Source organism: Paraburkholderia sp. IW21 (assembly GCF_041321145.1).
Taxonomy (GTDB): domain Bacteria; phylum Pseudomonadota; class Gammaproteobacteria; order Burkholderiales; family Burkholderiaceae; genus Paraburkholderia.
In genome coordinates, this window is sequence record NZ_JBGGWA010000006.1 from 59,157 (window position 1) to 79,552 (window position 20,396).

Here is a 20,396-nt window from a genome sequence, read left to right on the forward strand (position 1 = left end):
GGTTGCGGTTGCAACGAAGGCGAATAAGAAGGCAATTCGCCGACGCTGTCGAAACTGAAGCGCCACGCCGGCGGCGGGCAATCAGAACGTGTGATACATGCCGAGCATCGCCCCCAACTGCGAGGCGCCGTTAAGCGGAACGGCGTCGTATTCGTAGACTGGCTGTGAGCTTTCACTGCTATTGCGCGAATAGCCGAGATTCACATAGGCCACCGTGCGCTTCGACAGTGCGTAGGTGCCGCTCGCGATGAACAGCGTCGGATGGCCGACGCTCGGCGTGCTCGACCAGGTCTGATAGACGCCGCCCGCGAGGCCGACGAAGGTGTTGACCTGATAGCGCGCCCCGCCCCACGCCACGGTTTTCGATGGCGCAAGCGAGCCGGTTTGCCGCTCCGCGCCGCCGTACAGCGAAAGCGTCGCAATGTCCCAATGCGCGGCCAGCGTACCGATGGTCTGCTGCAATCCCGACGTGTCCCCAGCCGCGGATGCCGTCCCTTGCGCCCGATGCAGCGCCGCGCTGATGCCATAACCGTTGCCGCCGTATTGCGCGCCGATTTCCAGCACGCGGCCCGAGCGTGAATTGCCGGCCACGCCACCGGTCGCCGCCAGTGCTTCGGCACTGAAGCCGCCGTAATCAGCCGTCTTGAACTTCACCGAGTTATCGATGAAGTTCGCCGACAGCGGCACCAGCACGCCCTGGCCGCTGTATGCCGCATACAGCAGCGGATCGTAGAAAACCGTGCGATCGAACAGCACGCTGAACTGCCGCCCCAACGTGAGCGTGCCGAATTTGCCGGTCAAACCGACGTAAGCGCCGCGAAAGAATGCATAACCGGGCACCGTGGCCGTGCCGTCGTTGACGTTGATGCCCTGCTCAAGGCGAAAAATCGCCTGCAGACCGCCGCCCAGGTCTTCCGCTCCCGTCAAACCGATCTGCGACGGCAACACGCCGTAGTTCTGCAAGTTGAGCGCGCTGTGCTGGCCGTCCGCGTTCGTGCGGTACTGAAGGCCGGCGTCGATCAAACCGTACAGCGTGACACTCGATTGCGCGTGTGCGGTCGTGGCCCAGAAGGCGGCCGCCGCGCTCAATGCCGCTAACGCCTTTCGTCGACCGCCGCGCTGCCGTGATTCGTTTCGTTTCATCGAGAAACTCCCAACCGTCTGATGTTTTTGTAATGTGTCCGTTGCTGCGGGCTGCATCCGTGATCGAGTGCAACGGCAGTGTCGGTAGCGGCAATTGCGCTGAATAGACGTACAGATGAACGGTGTGGAAAACCCGCACGACGACACATGAAGCCCCGGGGTGCTTGACGCGAGCGGCGACGCAGAGCGGACCGGCATACTGTTGCGGTGCGCCATCCGCGGTCCGGGACCGTTCAAATGAGGGGGCGCAGCGCCATTTCGGCCGCTGCGTTTTTCAAAAAAGCGCCACGTATAATCGGTCGGCATGCCGCACACGCGGCCGGACGCGCCTTATCGACAGCCGGAGGAGCCAGCGTGACAGTCACCGCAGACACGAAGCGGGTTATCGATCAGTTGGGCGAAATGCCCCCCGCGATTCCGCTCGACGACTATGCAGGTGCTCCGCTCGAGCAGCGCAGCGCCGACTTCGAAGGGACACTGTCCGGCAACGGCACCCCTGCGCGCGGCCTGAGTCTCTTCCTGCTCAACCTGTATGCGCTCGCCAACCGCACCGGCATCGGCGAATTCGAGCACGGCTTCTTCCGCCTTCTATCGCAGCATTTGCCGTTCGACGCCGGCTGGACCGGCGTGACGACGCACACGGCCGACGGTCCGGTGATGCACAACAGCTTCGTGTATGGCCTGCCGGGCGAGTTCTTTACCGACTGGCAGCGCGTGCGCGACTGCGATCCGCTCGCGATCGGCTCGATGAACCGCTACGGCCGCGCGCTGGAAGTGTCGATCGTCGCGCCCGGGATCGATCCGCGCTTTCGCAACTGGGCGATCAAATACGGGCTCGCGCAACTGATGGTGGTGTCGGCGCTCGATCATCGCTTCGGACTCGCGACGTTTCTGTCGGTGTATCGCCGCGCGCTGGACAAACCGTTCTCCGCCGCGGATGCGCAAAAGCTGGAGGACGTGATTCCGCATCTGAGCGCGGCGCTCACGATCAGCCGCTCGTTTCAATTGACGCGTGAACGCGGTGAAGGCGTCGCTACGCCGGCGCGTGCGATCTGCGATGGTTTCGGTGCAGTGCACCAGGCGGATAAAGCGTTCGAAACGATTCTGCGCGGCGAGTGGCCGGGCTATCAGAATCACCATCTGCCGGCGCCGTTGATCGCGCATCTGCATGCGGACACGGACCAGCCGTATGTGGGTGAAACGGTGACGGTGAACTGCTCGCCCGTGGTCGGTCTGTTCCAGCTGGAAGCGCGCCAACGCTCGCCGCTCGACCGTTTGAGTCCGCGCGAACTGAGTGCGATCAAACTGTACGGCGACGGCCTCTCACACAAGGAAGTCGCACAACGCATGGCGATTTCGCCGGCTACCGTACGCCACTACCTGCGTTGCGCGTATAAAAAGCTCGGCATGCACGACAAGAGCCAGATTCCGTGGCTGCTCGGGCTGCGCGAGAACGCCACGGCGCCCGCACAGGACGCTTGAGCCGCCAGGTCACGCGTCCTCTTCTTCGAGGCCGGCCAGCAGATCGTCGACCGCGCGATACACGCGCTCGACGATTTCCGGCCCCACCTTGCGCTCCAGTTCACGATAGTGCGCTTCGAGATCCTTCGAGATCACGCGCACCAGTTCCACGCTCGTATCGGTTAGCGACACCAGCACGCGCCGCTGGTCTTCCGCGAAACGCTCCTTCGTCACCAGTTCCATGCTCTCCATGCGCGCGAGCACGCCGGCCATGCTCGGGCTCGAGATCGTGCAGATATCGGAGATCTGACGCGGCTCCATTGGGCCATGCTCATTGAGCGCGCGAATCACGCGCCATTGCTGTTCGGTCAGTCCGTGTGCGGTAATCAATGGGCGGAAACGCTCCATCATTTTTTCTCTGGCGCGCAACAACAACATCGGCAGGTTGCGGTGCAAAACTCGGGTAGAAGCGGAAGCGGACATGGCGGAAGATGAGTAAAAAGCAACTGTCGAAACTTAAGGGAAAACCCGCGATCAGCCGACAGGCTATTGACCGTGGATCATATCAAGCGCAATAATACTAACATGTTAGTGTTTTCTCCGAGAGGCAGCCAGTTTATGTTTGCACTTACCGACCACCTGCTCCATCCGGAAGGCGACGCGCTGCCTCGCGACGTGGACGCGCACACCGTTGCCGCGCTGCTCGCTCGCGGCATGGCCTGCCGCGCGCCGGTTTCGGGCGCCGTCTATGGCACCTTGCTGAACGACCGCGCCGCATTGGCGGCGCTGGGCGAGGCGGTGCACGCCGCGCCCTATAAAGCGCCGCCGAAAGCGCCGATCCTGTATTTGAAACCACGCAATACGTTCGCCGGACATCGCGCGCGCGTCGTCGTACCTGACGATGCATTGGGCGTGGAAGTCGGCGCTTCACTGGGTATCGTGATCGGCCGCAGCGCAACGCGCGTCAGCGTGAATCAGGCGTTCGACTTCATCGCCGGCTATACGCTGGTCGCCGACCTGAGCGTGCCGCATGCCAGCGTATATCGGCCTTCGGTACGGTTCCGGGCGCGCGACGGCTTTTGCGTGATCGGACCGGCGGTGGTTGCAGCACGTCACGTTGCCAGGCCGGACGATCTGGCGATCAACGTTTCGCTTGCAGGACGTGAGGTCTTTACTGCCAGTACTGCGTCTTCGGTCCGCAACGTGGCGCAATTGATTGCGGACGTAACCGATTTCATGACACTCGGCGCGGGTGACGTCATTACGCTGGGCGTGCCTCATGGTTCGCCCGTCGCTCATATCGGCGACGCGGCCACGCTATCGATTGGCGGATTGCCGCCGCTCGAAGTGTCGTTTGCCGGCGCGAAAGAAAAAGAGGGAGAACAGCCATGATGCGCGGCCGGGTTGCGTATGCAGGAGCGATTCACGAAGCCTATCCGGACGCGAACGGCGTGCGCCTCGCCGATGGCCGCGTGCGTCGTGAGGATGACGTGGTATGGCTCGCACCGATCGAAGTCGGCACGATCTTCGCACTCGGCTTGAACTACGCCGAGCACGCGAAGGAATTGCAGTTCAACAAGCAGGAAGAGCCTTTGGTGTTTCTCAAAGGCCCGGGCACGGTGATCGGTCATCGTGGCGTGACGCGCCGCCCTGCCGACGTCACGTTCATGCACTACGAGTGCGAACTGGCTGTGGTGATTGGGCAAACCGCGCAGAACGTCAAGCGCGAAAACGCCATGCGGCATGTGGCCGGCTACATGATCGCCAACGACTACGCGATCCGCGACTACCTGGAAAACTACTACCGCCCTAACCTGCGCGTGAAGAATCGCGACGGCGGCACGGTGCTCGGCCCCTGGTTCGTCGATGCCGCGGATGTCGAAGACGTGGCGCAACTCGAATTGCGCACATTCGTGAATGGCACGCGGCACCAGCACGGCAACACGCGCGATCTCGTCACCGATATCCCGGCGTTGATCGAATACCTGAGCAGCTTCATGACCCTCGCGCCCGGCGACGTAATCCTCACCGGCACGCCGGAAGGCATCGTCAACGTCGATGCGGGCGACGAAGTGGTCTGCGAAATCGACGGCCTTGGCCGTCTCGTCAATACGATTGCATCCGACGCGGACTTCGGCCGCGCCTGATCGACTGGCTTTGCATGGGATCGGAGTAAGTGCTGAAGCACTCACTTCGATCGACACAAAAGAGAAAGGACAAGGTAATGCGAATCGAACATCTGATCAACGGCAAGTCGAGCGCCGCGAAAGACTACTTCGAGACCGTCAATCCGGCGACGCAAGACGTGCTCGCCGAAGTCGCACGCGGTACCGCGGAAGAAATCGACGCCGCTGTGCGCGCGGCAAAGGAAGCGTTTCCGGCATGGGCCGGCAAGCCCGCTGCGGAACGCGCGAAACGGGTTCGCAAGCTCGGCGAGTTGATCGCGAAGAACGTGCCGGACATCTCGGAGACCGAAACGAAGGACACGGGCCAGACGATCTCCCAAACGCGCAAGCAACTCGTGCCGCGCGCCGCCGACAACTTCAGCTATTTCGCGGAGATGTGCACGCGCGTCGACGGCCATACTTATCCCACCGATACGCATCTGAACTACACGCTGTTTCATCCGGTCGGCGTGTGTGCGCTGATCTCCCCGTGGAACGTGCCGTTCATGACGGCAACGTGGAAAGTCGCGCCCTGCCTCGCATTCGGCAATACCGCCGTGTTAAAGATGAGCGAACTGTCGCCGCTGACCGCCTCGATGCTCGGCAACCTCGCACTCGAAGCCGGCATTCCCGCGGGCGTGCTGAACGTCGTGCATGGCTTCGGCAAGGACACGGGCGAACCGCTGGTGGCGCATCCCGACGTACACGCGGTGTCGTTCACCGGCTCGACGGCAACCGGCAACCGCATCGTGCAAACCGCCGGACTGAAGAAGTTTTCGATGGAACTGGGCGGCAAGTCGCCATTTGTGATTTTCGACGACGCCGATTTCGAACGCGCACTCGACGCCGCCGTGTTCATGATCTTCTCGAACAATGGTGAACGCTGCACGGCGGGCTCGCGGATTCTGGTGCAGCGCTCGATTTACGCGCGCTTTGCCGAGCGCTTTATCGAACGCGCGAAGCGGTTGACGGTTGGCGATCCGCTGGCCGACAGCACGATCGTCGGCCCGATGATCAGCCAGGGGCATCTGGCGAAAGTGCGCAGCTATATCGAACTCGGCCCGAAAGAAGGCGCGACGCTCGCGTGTGGCGGGCTCGACATGCCTGAGCTGCCCGAAGCCATGCGCAAAGGCAACTTCGTCCAGCCGACCGTGTTCGTCGATGTCGACAACCGCATGCGAATCGCCCAGGAAGAGATCTTCGGCCCGGTCGCCTGCCTGATTCCGTTCGACGACGAAGCCGATGCGATCAAACTCGCCAACGACATTTCATACGGCCTGTCGAGCTACATCTGGACCGAGAGCACCGGCCGCGCGTTGCGGGTCGCTGCCGCCGTCGAAGCAGGCATGTGCTTCGTCAACAGCCAGAACGTACGCGATCTGCGCCAGCCGTTCGGCGGCACCAAGGCATCGGGCGTGGGCCGCGAAGGCGGCACGTGGAGCTACGAAGTGTTCCTCGAACCGAAGAACGTATGCGTATCGCTCGGCTCGCATCATATTCCGCGCTGGGGCGTCTGAGACGCTGTGACGTTTTACGCGCGGCGCATTTTAATGCGTCGCGTCATACAGGAAAGGAGACCGCGATGGGCACACTCGCGTTGGCAGCAAAAGTGACTCACGTCCCGTCGTTATATCTGTCCGAACTCGACGGTCCGCATAAAGGCTGCCGTCAGCCTGCGATCGACGGTCACCATGAAATCGGCCGGCGCTGCCGCGAATTGGGCGTGGATACGATCGTCGTATTCGACGTGCATTGGCTCGTGAACAGCGAATACCACATCAACTGCGCGCCGAAGTTCGAAGGCATTTATACGAGCAACGAACTGCCGCACTTCATCAAGAACATGCCGTACGCGTATCCCGGCAATGTCGGACTCGGCAATCTGATCGCGGAAGTTGCCAATGAAATGGGCGTAAAGAGCCGCGCGCACAGCGAGACCACGCTCGAACTCGAGTACGGCACGCTGGTGCCGATGCGCTATATGAATGGCGATCAGCACTTCAAGACCGTGTCGGTGGCGGGCTGGTGCATGTGGCACGACCTCGAAACCAGCGCGCGCTTCGGCCTCGCGGTACGCAAGGCGATCGAGGAGCGTTACGACGGTACCGTCGCGATTCTGGCGAGCGGTTCGTTGAGCCACCACTTCGCCAACAACGGCACCGCCGAACAGTTCATGCACAAGGTATGGAGCCCGTTTCTCGAACAGATGGACCGTAAGGTGGTCGAGTTGTGGGAAGCCGGCGACTGGAAAACCTTTTGCGAAATGCTGCCGCTCTACAACGAGAAATGCTGGGGCGAAGGCGGCATGCACGATACCGCGATGCTGCTCGGCGCACTCGGCTGGGATCGCTACGATGGCAAAGTGGAAGTCGTTACGCCCTATTTCGGCAGTTCGGGCACGGGCCAGATCAATGCGATCTTCCCCGTGACTCCCCTGCCCGTTAAGCCCTGAATAAGGAGCCTGCCGTGCCGCATTTGACACTCGAATACAGCGCCAATCTCGCCGGCGAGGAAAACATTGGCCAACTGTGCAAGGCGCTGGCTCATTGCCTCGACGCCCAGCGCGAGAACGAACTACGTGTTTATCCGCTCGGCGGCATCCGCGTGCGCGCCTTGCGTTGCGAACAGTACTGCATTGCCGACGGCCGGCCCGACGCCGCCTTCCTGCATGCAAATCTGAAGATCGGCGCAGGCCGCTCCGAAGCCGCGAAAAAGGCGACTGGCGACGCGTTGTTCGAACTGATTAAACAGCACTTCGCCGCTGAATTCGAAAAACACGGCCTGGCTTTGTCGCTGGAGATCAACGAATTCAGCGAAGCCGGCACATGGAAACACAACAATTTGCACGCGCGGCTCAAAGCCTGATACGCAGGCTTTGCAGCGGCTTATAGAGAAGCCATCATGTTAGACGAACAGACAATCCGCGATCTCGCGGCGCAACTCGACAACGCGGAGAAGACGCGTACGCAACTGCGCCACTTCTCCGCACACTATCCCGAGATGACGGTGCAGGACGGTTACGCGATTCAGCGCGAGTGGGTGAAGCTCAAACTGGCCGAGGGCCACGTGATCAAGGGCCGCAAGATCGGCCTCACTTCGCGCGCGATGCAGCGTTCCTCGCAGATCGACGAACCCGACTATGCGCCGCTGCTCGACAGCATGTTCATCGAAAGCGGCCAGGACATTCGTGCGGACCGATTCATTGCACCCCGCGTGGAAGTGGAACTGGCTTTTGTTTTGAGCAAGCCGCTAAAGGGCCCCGGCATCACGCTATTCGACGTGCTCGACGCCACCGCCTACGTGACGCCGGCGGTGGAGATTATCGACGCGCGCATCGAACAATTCGATCGCGAAACGAAGGCCCCGCGCAAGGTCTACGACACCATCTCCGACTTTGCGGCCAACGCGGGCATTATTTTGGGCGGCCGTCCGGTGCGCCCGATGGACGTCGACCTTCGCTGGGTCGGCGCATTGCTATACAAGAACGGCGCCGTGGAAGAAAGCGGACTCGCCGCGGCAGTGTTGAACCACCCGGCGACGGGCGTTGCATGGCTCGCGAACAAGATCGCCCCGTATGACGAAGTATTGAACGCGAACGACGTGATCCTGAGCGGCTCGTTCACAAGTCCGATTCCGGCGCGAGCGGGCGACACCTTCCATGTCGACTATGGTCCGCTGGGCGGCATCGGTTTGAATTTCATCTGAGTTTGCCGACATGTCTCTACCGCAAAACACATTCAAGCGTGCCTTGGCTGAAGGCACACCGCAATTCGGCTTATGGGCGGCGCTCGCCGATGCGTACGTGACCGAGTTGCTGGCCACGGCCGGTTTCGATTGGTTGCTGATCGACAACGAGCACGCGCCGAACGATGTACGCAGCACGTTGGCGCAATTGCAGGCCGTGGCCGCGTATGCATCGCATCCGGTGGTGCGTCCGGTGCGAAGCGATAGCGCGCTGATCAAGCAGTTGCTCGATATAGGCGCACAGACCTTGTTGCTACCGATGATCGACACGGCAGAACAGGCCGCCGACGCGGTCGCTGCAACGCGCTATCCGCCGCAGGGCATTCGCGGCGTGGGGAGCGCGTTGGCGAGGGCATCGCGGTGGAACCGGATACCGGACTACCTGAACACGGCGGCTGACGAGTTGTGCGTGCTGGTCCAGGTGGAAACCGTGCAGGGGCTGGAAAATCTTGCCGCGATTGCGGCGGTGAACGGCGTTGACGGCGTGTTTTTCGGACCGGCGGACCTGAGTGCATCGATGGGATTGCTGGGCAAACCTGGCGATGCGAGCGTACGCGAAGCGATATGCAACGGCATCAGAAAGGTGCGGGACGCGGGCAAAGCGGCGGGTGTGCTGGCGCCGGATTCGGAAATCGCAGCGGAATACCTGGCGGCGGGCGCGACGTTTGTGGCGATAGGGACGGATACGGGTTTGTTGAGTCGCGCGGCGGCGGATCTGGCGTCGGCCTATAAGAAGTCGTCGGCAGCAGTAGTGCAACAGACAAAGGGTGGCTATTGATTTGCCGTACTAGCCCGTTTCAGACATCCCGCTACGCAGCACGTGCGAAGCGGAACGACTTTGCTGCCCGGCATTAAGACTTGCCTCGCGGGGCCAAATATTACCGGGCGACGATGCGACAAAACCGCCATTCAAACGCCCGACCGCCACGGGTTCAGTTTCTCGACGTTCGTTTGCTAGCGTTGGTCGGACGGCTTGTGATGAATATCGTTGGACGCCGCCTGTTTTGGCGTTGGCGGCAGCGACACGCCGCCACCGTCCCCCCCTGTATCCGATACGCTGTTGCCATCGCCCTCAATTTTGACGAAGGCGCAGTTGGTGAGAAGTGCTACAGCAAGTGCCGCAAAAATCTGCCTGCGAAGGATGGCCATTCATATCTCCGATGCCTTGTTAAGGAAGCCAGCTTACTAGCTCCAGTTCCCGTTTCCCTAAGCCCGACCTGCCTGCCCCGACAGAGAGATCGGCGGGTAATGCGATCCTACAGGTACGTTCACGCTTGTTGCTGACGCACATCGTCGCAGTACCGAGGGATGACGGGGCGAGCCGACTCTGGACGAAAGGGCATGGATAACAACCCTGCCAGCGGCAAGAAATCAGTCCCCCGCCGGCCAAGGCAATCCCACCGTCGACCAATCCAGCTCCACACCGATGACAGACCTTTCACTAGCAAACTGAACCGCCAAAGTGACAGCGATACAAGGCCGCCCACTGGCCAAAGAAAGATAAGGATTACTAGTCACGGCAACCCCCGGCAATAAAACCGCATTCCGGAAATAGGGCCGATGATCCCATCTGGCATCCCGCGGATTAGCCACAGGACGCAACGAAGCGCCTTCGCTACTCCAGGCCGGCCCACGCAATTCATGCCCGATCTGCCGCCCCGAATCATTCAGAATAAAGCAGCTCACGCACCGCTCAAGCGTAGCTAAAGAAGCGAACGCCTCCTCCATCACCACACCAGCCAGCAAATCACCAGCCGCCCGGCCCAAAGCCAACCGATAAGGCTGCACCTCAGACTCAAACAATGCATGCTGATGCGCCCTCCCGTGGGCAATGACATCAAAAGCATCGTCGATCCGCCTATACACCGACTCCGGCGGCGCGATCTCCGCGGCCGGCCGCCCAAGCAAGTACCCCTGCGCAAAATCCACATTCGATTCCACTGCGAGAATCAACTCCTCGGTCGTCTCCACGCCCTCGACGACCACCAGCATCCCCGCCTGATGCAACAACGAAACGAGCTTCGGCAAGATTGGTTGCTCGGTGCCGTGACTGGTCGCGCGAATCAGTTCGCCGTCGAGCTTCACGAGATCCGGCCGAATCCGGAACAGCCGGTCGAGGTTCGACTGGCCAGCGCCGAAATCGTCGACGGCGATCAGGAAGCCGTGTTTGCGGTACAAAGCCGCCGCCCGCGACATGTCATCGACGCTGCCGCCATGCGATTCGAGAATCTCGAGAATCACGCGCTCAGGTTCGAGCCCCGCTGCCCGCGCGATCGTGGCAAGTTGATCGGCATAGCCTTCGGCAATAAAGGTGGCCGGCAAAATGTTGAGGAACAGCCACGCGTCGCGCGGCAATGACTTGCGCGCATTGCCCAGATGCACGGCGTGGCTCGCGCGATCGAGCGCGCCCTCGTCGTGGGGTGGCTTCGGCGCGAACAACACCACGGGCGACACCAGCGTGCCGTCGTCCTGCTCGCCGCGCAGCAACGCCTCGAACCCCACCTGCTTCTGATGCGACAGGCTGTAGAGCGGCTGAAAGTGCGAGGTCAGGTAATAGTCCTCCCATCGATACCGCAGCACCGCCACCCCCTCTTCATGCGCCGCATCGACGAGGCGTTGCAGCGCCGCGAGCGGCAGCGCGCGCTCGGCGCACACGCGGTTTCTGCCCGAATGCTTGGCGCGCAGCAAGGCTTCGTCCGCTCGATCGAGCAGTACCATGATGCTTTCGCCGCTCCGATGCTCGGCCACGCCGAAGCTCGCGCTCAGATGGCCGTCCGGGCGCTCGATCGCGGCAATCGCGCCGCGCAGGCGCTCGGCCAGCGCGAGTGCGCCGGCCAGGCCGTCACGCAGCAACACCGCAAACTCCTCGCCGCCGATCCGGCTCACGCTGTCGTCGGCAGTGGTTTCTTCCATCAGCACCTGGGCGACCTGGTACAGCGCCTGGTCGCCGACCGCGTGGCCGAAGCGGTCGTTCAGCGATTTGAAGCTGTCGATGTCGAGAAAGATCGCGCTAAACCGCGTCTCGTGCACCAGGGATTCCAAACGTCGCTCGGCCTGCGTCACGAACGAGCGGCGGTTTTGCAGCCCGGTCAGCGGATCGGTCGCGGCGAGCTGGGCCAGTTGGCTCTCGAGCAGAAAGTGGTTGCGCCGGAACCGGTAGAAGCCAAAGTGAAACACCGCTGACATCGGCATGCCGATCGCCACGATCCACATCCACGCGACGACCGCGACGTCATGCGCATCCGGCGCGCCGAACAGCAACGCGAGCGCCGCCGCATAGAAGAGCGCGCTGCCGACAAAAAAATGCATGGGCGTGAGCCACAGCGGCGCGGCGCAGATCGGTATCGCCACCATGGCGGGCAGCACCCACAGCAGCGGTTGCTCGACACCCGAGATGTTCAGCGCGAGACCGGCTACCAGCACCAGCGAATACGCGACGCCGATTGCGCCGAACGTCCGGGTCGAGCCGGCGCGGGGAATCCCCAGCACCAGCAGGGCGAGTACCGGCACACAGCCCAGCCGGTAGGCGAGCGGCATCGCCGGACCGCCGACCAGATTGCGCGCCCCCACGAAGCACAGGAACGCGATCACGGCAAACGCCATCGTCACCGTTGAAAGTGGACGCTGGTGTTCGAGCGATCGTCGATGGAAGCGATCGCGCAAACTGGAATCGGACAGTCGATTCGTTGAGGTGGAAGGCATATTGATAGATATCAGGCTGGTTCCGGTCACTCTGCCACTGTATAACGGCAACCGTCTGACAAATATTGATGCCTTGCTCGCAAATAGAAATACGCCCCGGCACGCGAGTTATGGCCGCGCATCGCCGAACGGCGTCGTATAGTGCAACGCACCATTCCACGGGGTTGCGCTTGCCTGCGCTATACGCCCTGCTGTCGCCAATGCTTATCGCATCCGCGCACCGCCATGAAAGCACCGCCACATGCCGCCCCCAGGGCAAAGCAACCCTTAGCCATCCTGACGCTCGATAGCATACCGCCGACAATGCTCCAGATACCCCGCTGAATGGCTACTGACCAGCTCCACGATACTTTTCCAAAGCCACCCTGGCGCGTCGAGCGTCTTCGACCGATTCCTCCGCAATTCAGCAAGCCACGCCTTGCGTTCACCCCCATCCATCTGCCGCGCATGCGCCCTCCCCACCACCAACGCAAGGAAGCGCGCCGCTCTCATCGCTTCTTCACGGGAAAACTGTTCAATGGTCAGCTTCATATCCTGCGGCAGCAACTCCCGAATCACCACCGCGCGATCTGATAGCCGCGCCGCCCGCATCCGCTCGCCGAGCGAAGGCGACAAATGCCGCGCCCCCTCCACGACCCGCTCCGCGTTATCCCGCGGCATGCGCACGCCTGCATAGCGAGGCGCGGCTGCCTGCGCGGCCTCCTTGATGTCGATCAGGCACAGATCGTCGCCTTCCAGCGCGGCGCCGTCGATGTCCAGCAGCACCGCATAACGCAAGCGCCCCAGCGAACTGCATCCCTTCACCCAGTACGCCGCGTCGAGCACCTCGACAGCGGCGTCGTCGCCGCCGCCGCGCAGCACCGTCGCGAGCCGCGCCAGCGAACCCTTCTCGAACAGCGCCTCGATCTCGCGCCGCTCGCTCTTCGCCAACGGCCAGAAACGGGGGCCAAGCGGAATGCTCGGCTCGATATCCTCGATCCGTTCCTCCGCCAGATGACGCCACGAACGGCGCACGGCTTCCTTCATCACCACCCTCACCGCCTCGGGCTTCTCCGCATGAATGTCGGCGTCCCCGGCTGCTTCGTCGAAGGCGCGCTCGTAGCCGTCTGCCAACGCTTCCATCATGCGCACAGTCGTCACGCCCGGCAGGTCCGAACCGCGCGCGGCCGTCGCCAACGACAGGCCAAGGCGAATCAGGTCGTGCGCGGGGTTGCCGATCACCGTCTGATCGAGATCGCGAATCTGGATTTCGACGCGCCCTTGCGCATCGGCAACCGGTCCGAGATTGCCGGTATGGCAATCGCCACATATCCAGATCGCCGGCCCTTCGGGCAATGTGTGGCTCTCCATTCCGTCGAGCCATTCGTAGAACTTGCTGGTGTTGCCCCGCACATAGGCATGCGCCGAGCGCGCCATTCTGGCATTGCGGCGCGTGGTCAACAGCGTCTGGCGCGCTTCCGCTCTCGGAAGCTTGTTTCGTGTGATGTTTTTCTTCGGCATCGTGTGGTCCGCGTTTTATTGAAGTTCGAATCCGGCGTGGCGTCCAACCCTCACCATGCGCCCGTTGGCGCAAGCGAACAAGTGTGTGCAGCACGAACCGCGCCCAATTCTTGTCTGCCTTCCGCGCGCATCGTCCAGGCCGCGCTCAAGCCGTTAGACAGGCAATCAAACCGGCGACACCCGCGCTTCTTTCCACGCCAACGCGCTTACGGGAGCAACGCGGGCAAAACTTGGGAGGCAGTTCGCGCCGATTGTTCGGCTAAACCCGCAAAGCGCCCTCTGCTGCCTCACCGGCCCGATCTGGTGGCCTACAATTGTCGCTGCCGCCCGGCCGCTTCGCGCCGGCTCGCGGTGCACGGCAGAAGATTTCATCCCGCCTCCTGCTGAAGATCCACGCGCGTGATGCGCACCGGCAGAGTGGGGACACACTCATCGACGTGACCTATGTGGAGCGCAGCAATGCCATTTCCGGCACAAGACCATGGTTGCCCCGGCTGGAAGGGGGAAATGGCGCGCCGCATCAGCGAATTCGACTGGGCCGCGACCGACCTCGGCGCCATCCAGAACTGGCCGCGCAGTCTGACCGCCTCCGTTCAAATGCTGCTCGCCTCGCCCGTGCCCCTCGTGCTGCTATGGGGCCAATCGGGCTACATGATCTATAACGACGCCTACGCGATATTCGCGGGCGGACGGCATCCGTATCTGCTTGGCTGCCAGGTCGAACACGGCTGGCCGGAAGTCGCCGAATTCAATCGTCATGTCATGGTCACGTGTCTCGCTGGGGGCACTCTGTCGTATCGCGACAAGCAACTGGTTCTGCTGCGCGAGGGCAAGCCTGAAGAAGTCTGGATGGACCTCTACTACAGCCCGGTCGCCGACGACACGGGCGCACCTGCGGGCGTGCTCGCGATAGTCGTCGAAACCACCGCGCGGGTCCTCACCGAACGCTGGCGGCAACGCGCCGAAGCCGAACTGCGCGAGACCAACGAACGGCTGCAACTCGCACTCAATACCGGCGCCGTGCTCGGCACGTGGGTGCTCGACGTGCGCACCGGCAGCGTCACCGGTGACGAACGTTTCGCGCGCACCTTTGCGTTTCCACTCGAAGAGGCCACGAAAGGGGTCGAGCGCAACGCCGCGACGCAAGTGATCCATCCGGACGACCAGGCGCTCAACGATCGTCTGACCCTCGAAGCGATGCGCACCGGTCAGCCGTTTCGCGCCGAGTACCGGATTCGGCGGCGGGATGGCGACTATATGTGGGTGCAGGCGAACGGCCAGTGCGAGTTCAACGAACAGGGCGAGCCCACGCGTTTCCCCGGCGTGCTGATCGACATTCACGAACGCAAGATCGCTGAACAATCACTGCGCCAGTTGACTGAGACGCTCGAACAGCGGGTCGCCGACGCGGTCGCGGCACAGGCGCTCGCCGAAGAACAATTGCGCCAGGCTCAGAAAATGGAAGCGATCGGCAGCCTCACAGGCGGCGTCGCGCACGACTTCAATAATGTGCTGCAAGTGATCAACGGCAATCTGCAGATGCTCGCCGCTGATGCCGGCGACAGTCCGGCCATGCTGCGGCGTTTGTCCGCCGCGACCGATGCCGTCAAACGCGGCGCCAAACTGGCCGCGCATCTGCTCGCCTTTGCGCGGCGCCAGCCGCTCTCGCCTACCGTGCTCAACCCGCGCCGCCTGCTCGCCGGCATGAGCGAGATGCTGCACCGCGCGCTCGGTGAAACCGTCAAGATCGAAACGGTGTTGAGCGACGATCTGTGGCATGTGCAAGCCGATCGCAATCAGCTGGAAAACGCGCTGCTCAATCTGGCGATCAATGCGCGGGATGCGATGCAAGCCGACGGCACGCTCACCGTGCGCGCGGCGAACCGCGTGCTGGACGCTGCGTTTTGCCACGGCAAGCCGGAACTTTCGCCGGGCGAATACGTGGTGTTCTCGGTGACCGACACCGGCACCGGCATGAAGCCCGAAATCCTGGAACGCGTGTTCGAGCCGTTCTTCACGACCAAGCCCGACGGCCATGGCACCGGCCTCGGCCTGAGCATGGTGTTCGGCTTCGTCAGGCAGAGCGGCGGCCATACCGTGATCGACAGCGAGGAGGGACAAGGCACGACCGTCTCCCTGTTCTTCCCGCGCTGCTGCGAGCCGGAAACACCCGAAGCTGTCGATCAAACCGCAGCGCCGGTGGGCGGCGGCGAAACGATTCTGGTCGTCGAAGACGACGCGGATGTGCGCCTGACCGCCGTTGAAATGCTCGCGCAACTGGGCTACAAAGTGCTGACCGCATCAAGCGCCGACGCAGCGCTCGAATTCGTCGACAGCGACGTGCCGATCGATCTGCTGTTCACCGACGTGGTGATGCCGGGTAAGGTGAAAAGCGTGGAACTGGCGCAGCGGGCGGCGGCGCGCTCGCCCGCGGTGCCGACACTCTTCACCTCGGGCTATACGCGCGACGAAATCGTTCATCACGGCAAGCTCGACGCGGGTATCACGCTGCTCTCCAAACCTTACCGGCGCGACGATCTTGCACGCAAGGTGCGCAGCGTATTGCGCGCCGGAGTCGCCCGAGTCGTCGGCGTGGGCGACGGGCAGATCGCCCCTTGCGTGCCACGCAAAGCCTACGATCCGGCCAGTGCATCCGAAGCGTCCGGCACGTCGGTGTCGGGGCGACACGAAAGTCTGCACGAGCCCGTTCCTTCACTGGAAAATTCGCCGGAAAATTCCGTGACCAATTCGCTGCCAGGTTCCATGGCAAGTCCGCCGGTCCATCAGCCCGGCAAGCCGGCTCGCGTGCTGCTCGTCGAAGACGACCTCGATTCACGCGAAGCACTCAGCGACCTGCTCGGCGCCCTGGGTCTCGATTGCACCGCGGTCGCGAGCGCCGAAGACGCGCTCCCGCTCGTGCCCGCGCAACGCTACGACATCCTGTTCACGGATCTCACGTTGCCCGGCATGTCCGGCGACAACCTTGCGCGCGCAGTGCTGCGCCTGCAACCGGATATCCGCGTGCTGCTGGTATCGGGCTATGGCAAGAGCGCCCAGATCGGCGAGGCCATCCCCGGCGCGCGGCTGCTCGGCAAGCCGCTCGATATCTCGCAGTTGCGGCGCGAACTCGCCGAGTGGCTCGATCACACGGAAGCGGCATCCTAGGCGCGGCTACGGCAGGCAACCCTCGTAGTCTTACGGCTCCTCGGATGGCGATCCACTTCACGCCTTGACACCCAGACATCGTGACGTCATGATGTCCTGGATGAACACGGATCGCAACAGCCAACTCCCCCTCTACGCGCAGGTCGAAGCGGTGCTCGCCGCAAGGATCGCGGACGGCACCTATCCGCCAGGGGCGCAGTTGCCCAACGAAGCCAGCTTGTTGAGCAGCTTCGGCATCAGCCGCACCACCCTGCAAAAAACCGTGCAGAACCTGATTACGCGCGGCTTGATCGAAATCCGCCGCGGTAAAGGCACGTTCGTCACCCAGCCGCGCCTTACCCAGCCGCTCACGGAACTGAGCGGTTTTGTCGAAGATATGCGTGCGCATGGCCGGCATCCGAGCGCCCGACTGCTGGCCAAGCAGATCGACACCGCGAGCGACGCCGTGGCCGGCAAGCTCGCGCTCGAACCCGGCACGCCGGTCGTCCACATTCAGCGCGTACGCCTCGCCGACGGCACGCCGCTCTCCTTCGACGAAACCTGGCTGCCCATGGACATCGGCGAAAAGATCGTCGAAAACGATCTGGAGGCCGAGCCGATCTTTACGTTGCTCGAAGAAAAGTACGGCATTCCCCTGATCGAAGCGGAGTACCGGCTCGAAGCAATCTCCGCGGGTGAAGCCGTCGCCGGGGCCCTGGAGATCGAGACGGGCAGCCCGATTTTTCTCATCGAGCGCACGTCGTATTGCGACGGAAACCGTCCGGTCGACTATGAAAAGCTGTACTACCGTGGCGACCAGATCCAGTTCGTCACCCGTTTGGGCCGGCGCAAGCCGCACGGCCAATGACCGGCGCCGCGGCCGCAATGGATTTGAGTTACACGCTGTGGCTCTTCGCCGTGTCGCTCGGGGCAAGCGCGCTCGGCGGCATGCTCGGCATGGCAAGCGGCATTTTTATCGTGCCGATCCTGACAATTTTCGGTCACCTCGATATTCACGTCGCGATCGGCGCCAGCATCGTTTCAGTGATCGCCTGCTCGTGCGGCGGCGCCGCGCCGTTTCTGCGCGGCCGCTTGACCAACGTTCGGCTCGCCGTGGTTCTGGAAACCGCCACCACACTCGGCGCGCTGTCGGGCGTGCTGTTGAGCGGGCTCATTCCGGTGCACGTGCTCTTTTTCATTTTCGCGGTCATCCTCCTGCTGTCAGCCCAGCAAATGCTCGCGAGGCGTGCCGATCCGATTGTCAGTGAGCGTGCCGACACGGTGAGCGCACCTCCGTGGGGCGCGTCATTGCGTCTGGATTCGAGCTATCCGGATCGCGCGCTCGGACGCGACGTCGACTATCGCGTGCAGCGCGTGCCTCTGGGCCTGTCCCTGATGTACGGCGCAGGACTGATTTCGGCGTTGCTCGGCATCGGCAGCGGCGTCCTCAAGATTCCCGCCATGGATACCGCGCTGCGTTTGCCGATCAAGGTTTCGTCGGCCACGTCCAACTTCATGATCGGCGTGACGGCTGCGGCTAGCGCGGGTGCCTACTTTCTGCGCGGCGACATTGTGACGGCGATTGCCGGCCCGGTGGCGCTCGGCTCGGTTGCCGGCGCGGTGCTTGGCGCGCGCGTCCTCATGCGCGTATCGAACGACAAGTTGCGCGTGCTGTTCGTCGTGATGCTCGCGGTGCTCGCCGTGCAAATGCTGCTTGAAGCATTCGGCATCCACCTTTTTGGGGCGTCGGCATGAGCCGCGTCGCGTCGAACGGGGCGCGGCTCGAACATTGGCTTGCGAGACTCCTGCACTACGGCACATGGGTGGCAACGGGCACAATTGCGACCGGCCTTGCGATGGTCCTTCTCGGCGACCTTGGAAACCGCCTTGAAGATGCATTGCCGCGCATGCGAATTCCCGCCGGACTGCTTTCCGCGCCGGCCGGCATGCATATCGTGACCCTGGGCATCGCACTTTTCATCCTGCTGCCGATAATGCGGCTTATATTGATGTTAGGGATGTTCCTGCACCAGCGCGACTACCGGTTCAGCGCGATTGCCGCTCTCGTGCTGCTGATCGTTGCCGCAGGGTTACTGATCGGTGCAGCTTGAGGTGGGCGGCACGAACGACTCCGGCTAGGATGCCGAGCGCGCGCCGCCCGGCGTTCGATTCGCCGCCGCGCTTTGTCGTTGCTGTAGTTGCTGTAGTTGCGTATTGAAGTTGCATTGAAGCCGCGCTTTACGCGGCACTTCTTCCCGTTTCGAGAACGACCATGCCCGCCCAACCCGACAAAGTCCCCAGTGCCAGCCCCACGCCGGGCAAGGTCAAGCGCAAGGATGTGTCCATTGTCTCGCGCAATCTTCTGATGGTTGCGATCGGCGCCGTGGTCTTCGCGATCGTTGCGACCGTCGTGCTCTACGGTCCGATCGCTTACGGCGACGAGGTGCCCAACTTCGGCATCATTCTCATGCTGACCGTGCCGGTAATCGCGGGCGTGGCCTTCCGGGTCGGACTGGACGCGTGGCTGGATCGAGACTAAGCGGCACGGTGGCGCCTCCAAACAACGGCTTTTAAAAAAATCAGCCACGCTGGCCGTCGTCAACACGCTCTCCCGTTTTCCGTCTGCAAGGGCTCGACGCCCATACCGACCCGGCGATAGCGGTCCACTTCGCCGACGGTACGCACGCCTCAGGCATGGACGTTGCTGCCGACGATCCTGTACCCATCACCGGGAAGGACGTCGACATGAACAACAATGCACGCAGCCTTGCTGAATCCGCCGTCAGCAAAGTCCCCCAAGTGACCATCGGCTTCTGGGTCATCAAGGTCGCCGCCACGACGGTCGGCGAAACCGGCGGTGACTGGGTGACGATGTCGCTGAAGCTCGGCTATCTGATCGGCTCGGCGATCTTCGCGGCGATCTTTATCGGGCTCGTTTCAGGCCAGATCAAGGCCGAACGATTCCATCCGTTTCTGTACTGGGCGACCATTGTCGCCACGACTACGCTCGGCACCACCATGGCCGACTTTGCCGACCGGTCGCTCGGCCTCGGCTATCCGGGCGGCGTTGCGATTGTCTTCGGGCTCCTGATTGCCAGTCTTGCGATCTGGTACAAGGTGGAAGGAACGGTGTCGGTGCAAAGCATCACCACGCCGAAGGCCGAGTGGTTCTACTGGATCACGATTCTGTTTTCGCAGACGCTCGGCACCGCGCTCGGCGACTGGGTGGCAGGCAAAGACCGAGGCGGCCTCGGTCTCGGGTATGAATACGGCGCGTTGATCTTCGGCGCGGGACTCGTGATCATCGCCGCGCTCTACTTCTGGACGAAAATATCGCGCACGGCACTGTTCTGGTCGGCTTTCATCCTGACGCGGCCGCTCGGCGCAACGCTGGGCGACTTCCTCGACAAACCGGTTGCGCAAGGTGGATTGCACGTGAGCCGGCTGTACGCGTCGCTGATCCTGCTGGCATTTATCGTCGTGTGTATCGTGTTTATTCCGCAGCGTGGGGCGAAACGAACGGAAGAGGCCGTGTAA

General features: G+C 62.5%; 19 protein-coding genes. 14 read left to right on the forward strand and 5 right to left on the reverse strand.

Annotated features, from left to right (window positions below):
• Window positions 1-81 precede the first annotated feature (81 nt).
• The gene (locus ACAX43_RS16020) at window positions 82-1,143 is read right to left on the reverse strand and encodes a porin (protein ID WP_370709391.1); all 1,062 of its coding nucleotides are present in this window, start codon (window positions 1,141-1,143) and stop codon (window positions 82-84) included.
• Between the two features lie 354 nt (window positions 1,144-1,497).
• Between ACAX43_RS16020 and ACAX43_RS16025 the strand changes: the two genes are divergently transcribed.
• On the forward strand, window positions 1,498-2,625 hold the full coding sequence (locus ACAX43_RS16025; RefSeq protein ID WP_370709392.1) for a response regulator transcription factor: 1,128 nt from the start codon (window positions 1,498-1,500) through the stop codon (window positions 2,623-2,625).
• A 9-nt stretch (window positions 2,626-2,634) separates the two neighbouring features.
• Here the strand turns inward: ACAX43_RS16025 and hpaR are convergent, their stop codons facing one another.
• On the reverse strand, window positions 2,635-3,042 hold the full coding sequence (hpaR, locus tag ACAX43_RS16030) for a homoprotocatechuate degradation operon regulator HpaR (RefSeq protein ID WP_370709700.1): 408 nt from the start codon (window positions 3,040-3,042) through the stop codon (window positions 2,635-2,637).
• Window positions 3,043-3,222: 180 nt separating this feature from the next.
• Between hpaR and ACAX43_RS16035 the strand changes: the two genes are divergently transcribed.
• The 7 genes from ACAX43_RS16035 to hpaI all read left to right on the forward strand — a co-directional run bounded on the left by ACAX43_RS16035 (window position 3,223) and on the right by hpaI (window position 9,291).
• Window positions 3,223-3,996, forward strand: coding sequence for a fumarylacetoacetate hydrolase family protein (locus tag ACAX43_RS16035; protein ID WP_370709393.1), 774 nt, complete (start codon window positions 3,223-3,225; stop codon window positions 3,994-3,996).
• Window positions 3,993-4,751 carry a fumarylacetoacetate hydrolase family protein gene (locus ACAX43_RS16040; protein ID WP_370709394.1) on the forward strand — a complete coding sequence of 253 codons (759 nt, stop codon included), beginning with the start codon at window positions 3,993-3,995 and terminating at the stop codon, window positions 4,749-4,751. The genes ACAX43_RS16035 and ACAX43_RS16040 overlap by 4 nt, the downstream gene beginning before the upstream one ends.
• Before the next feature lie 77 nt (window positions 4,752-4,828).
• Window positions 4,829-6,286, forward strand: coding sequence for a 5-carboxymethyl-2-hydroxymuconate semialdehyde dehydrogenase (gene hpaE / locus ACAX43_RS16045; RefSeq protein ID WP_370709395.1), 1,458 nt, complete (start codon window positions 4,829-4,831; stop codon window positions 6,284-6,286).
• A 65-nt stretch (window positions 6,287-6,351) separates the two neighbouring features.
• A complete protein-coding gene (gene hpaD, locus ACAX43_RS16050; protein WP_370709396.1) occupies window positions 6,352-7,221 on the forward strand; it encodes a 3,4-dihydroxyphenylacetate 2,3-dioxygenase in 870 nt (289 codons plus the stop codon).
• A 14-nt stretch (window positions 7,222-7,235) separates the two neighbouring features.
• A complete protein-coding gene (locus tag ACAX43_RS16055) occupies window positions 7,236-7,634 on the forward strand; it encodes a 5-carboxymethyl-2-hydroxymuconate Delta-isomerase (RefSeq protein WP_370709397.1) in 399 nt (132 codons plus the stop codon).
• Between the two features lie 36 nt (window positions 7,635-7,670).
• A complete protein-coding gene (gene hpaH, locus ACAX43_RS16060) occupies window positions 7,671-8,474 on the forward strand; it encodes a 2-oxo-hept-4-ene-1,7-dioate hydratase (RefSeq protein ID WP_370709398.1) in 804 nt (267 codons plus the stop codon).
• Between the two features lie 10 nt (window positions 8,475-8,484).
• Window positions 8,485-9,291 (forward strand): 4-hydroxy-2-oxoheptanedioate aldolase, encoded by an 807-nt coding sequence (gene hpaI, locus ACAX43_RS16065; RefSeq protein WP_370709399.1) that lies wholly within the window; start codon window positions 8,485-8,487, stop codon window positions 9,289-9,291.
• Between the two features lie 176 nt (window positions 9,292-9,467).
• On the opposite strand, the gene ACAX43_RS16070 is transcribed toward hpaI, so the two are convergent.
• The 3 genes from ACAX43_RS16070 to ACAX43_RS16080 form a co-directional block, all read right to left on the reverse strand.
• The gene (locus ACAX43_RS16070; protein ID WP_370709400.1) at window positions 9,468-9,662 is read right to left on the reverse strand and encodes a hypothetical protein; all 195 of its coding nucleotides are present in this window, start codon (window positions 9,660-9,662) and stop codon (window positions 9,468-9,470) included.
• Between the two features lie 222 nt (window positions 9,663-9,884).
• The gene (locus tag ACAX43_RS16075; RefSeq protein WP_370709401.1) at window positions 9,885-12,215 is read right to left on the reverse strand and encodes an EAL domain-containing protein; all 2,331 of its coding nucleotides are present in this window, start codon (window positions 12,213-12,215) and stop codon (window positions 9,885-9,887) included.
• Between the two features lie 267 nt (window positions 12,216-12,482).
• The gene (locus tag ACAX43_RS16080) at window positions 12,483-13,715 is read right to left on the reverse strand and encodes a DUF2252 domain-containing protein (protein WP_370709402.1); all 1,233 of its coding nucleotides are present in this window, start codon (window positions 13,713-13,715) and stop codon (window positions 12,483-12,485) included.
• 459 nt (window positions 13,716-14,174) lie between these two features.
• On the opposite strand from ACAX43_RS16080, the gene ACAX43_RS16085 reads away from it, so the two are divergent.
• The 6 genes from ACAX43_RS16085 to ACAX43_RS16110 all read left to right on the forward strand — a co-directional run bounded on the left by ACAX43_RS16085 (window position 14,175) and on the right by ACAX43_RS16110 (window position 20,396).
• Window positions 14,175-16,880: a response regulator gene (locus ACAX43_RS16085; RefSeq protein WP_370709403.1), complete on the forward strand. Its 2,706-nt coding sequence runs from the start codon at window positions 14,175-14,177 to the stop codon at window positions 16,878-16,880.
• 100 nt (window positions 16,881-16,980) lie between these two features.
• Entirely contained in the window at window positions 16,981-17,727 is a 747-nt protein-coding gene (locus tag ACAX43_RS16090) for a GntR family transcriptional regulator (protein ID WP_370709404.1), read from the forward strand.
• Between the two features lie 17 nt (window positions 17,728-17,744).
• Window positions 17,745-18,614, forward strand: a complete 870-nt coding sequence (locus ACAX43_RS16095) for a sulfite exporter TauE/SafE family protein (RefSeq protein ID WP_370709405.1) — start codon at window positions 17,745-17,747, stop codon at window positions 18,612-18,614.
• A complete protein-coding gene (locus tag ACAX43_RS16100) occupies window positions 18,611-18,970 on the forward strand; it encodes a DUF1634 domain-containing protein (RefSeq protein WP_370709406.1) in 360 nt (119 codons plus the stop codon). The genes ACAX43_RS16095 and ACAX43_RS16100 overlap by 4 nt, the downstream gene beginning before the upstream one ends.
• Before the next feature lie 161 nt (window positions 18,971-19,131).
• A complete protein-coding gene (locus ACAX43_RS16105; protein WP_370709407.1) occupies window positions 19,132-19,398 on the forward strand; it encodes a hypothetical protein in 267 nt (88 codons plus the stop codon).
• A gap of 206 nt (window positions 19,399-19,604) precedes the next feature.
• The gene (locus ACAX43_RS16110; RefSeq protein WP_370709408.1) at window positions 19,605-20,396 is read left to right on the forward strand and encodes a hypothetical protein; all 792 of its coding nucleotides are present in this window, start codon (window positions 19,605-19,607) and stop codon (window positions 20,394-20,396) included.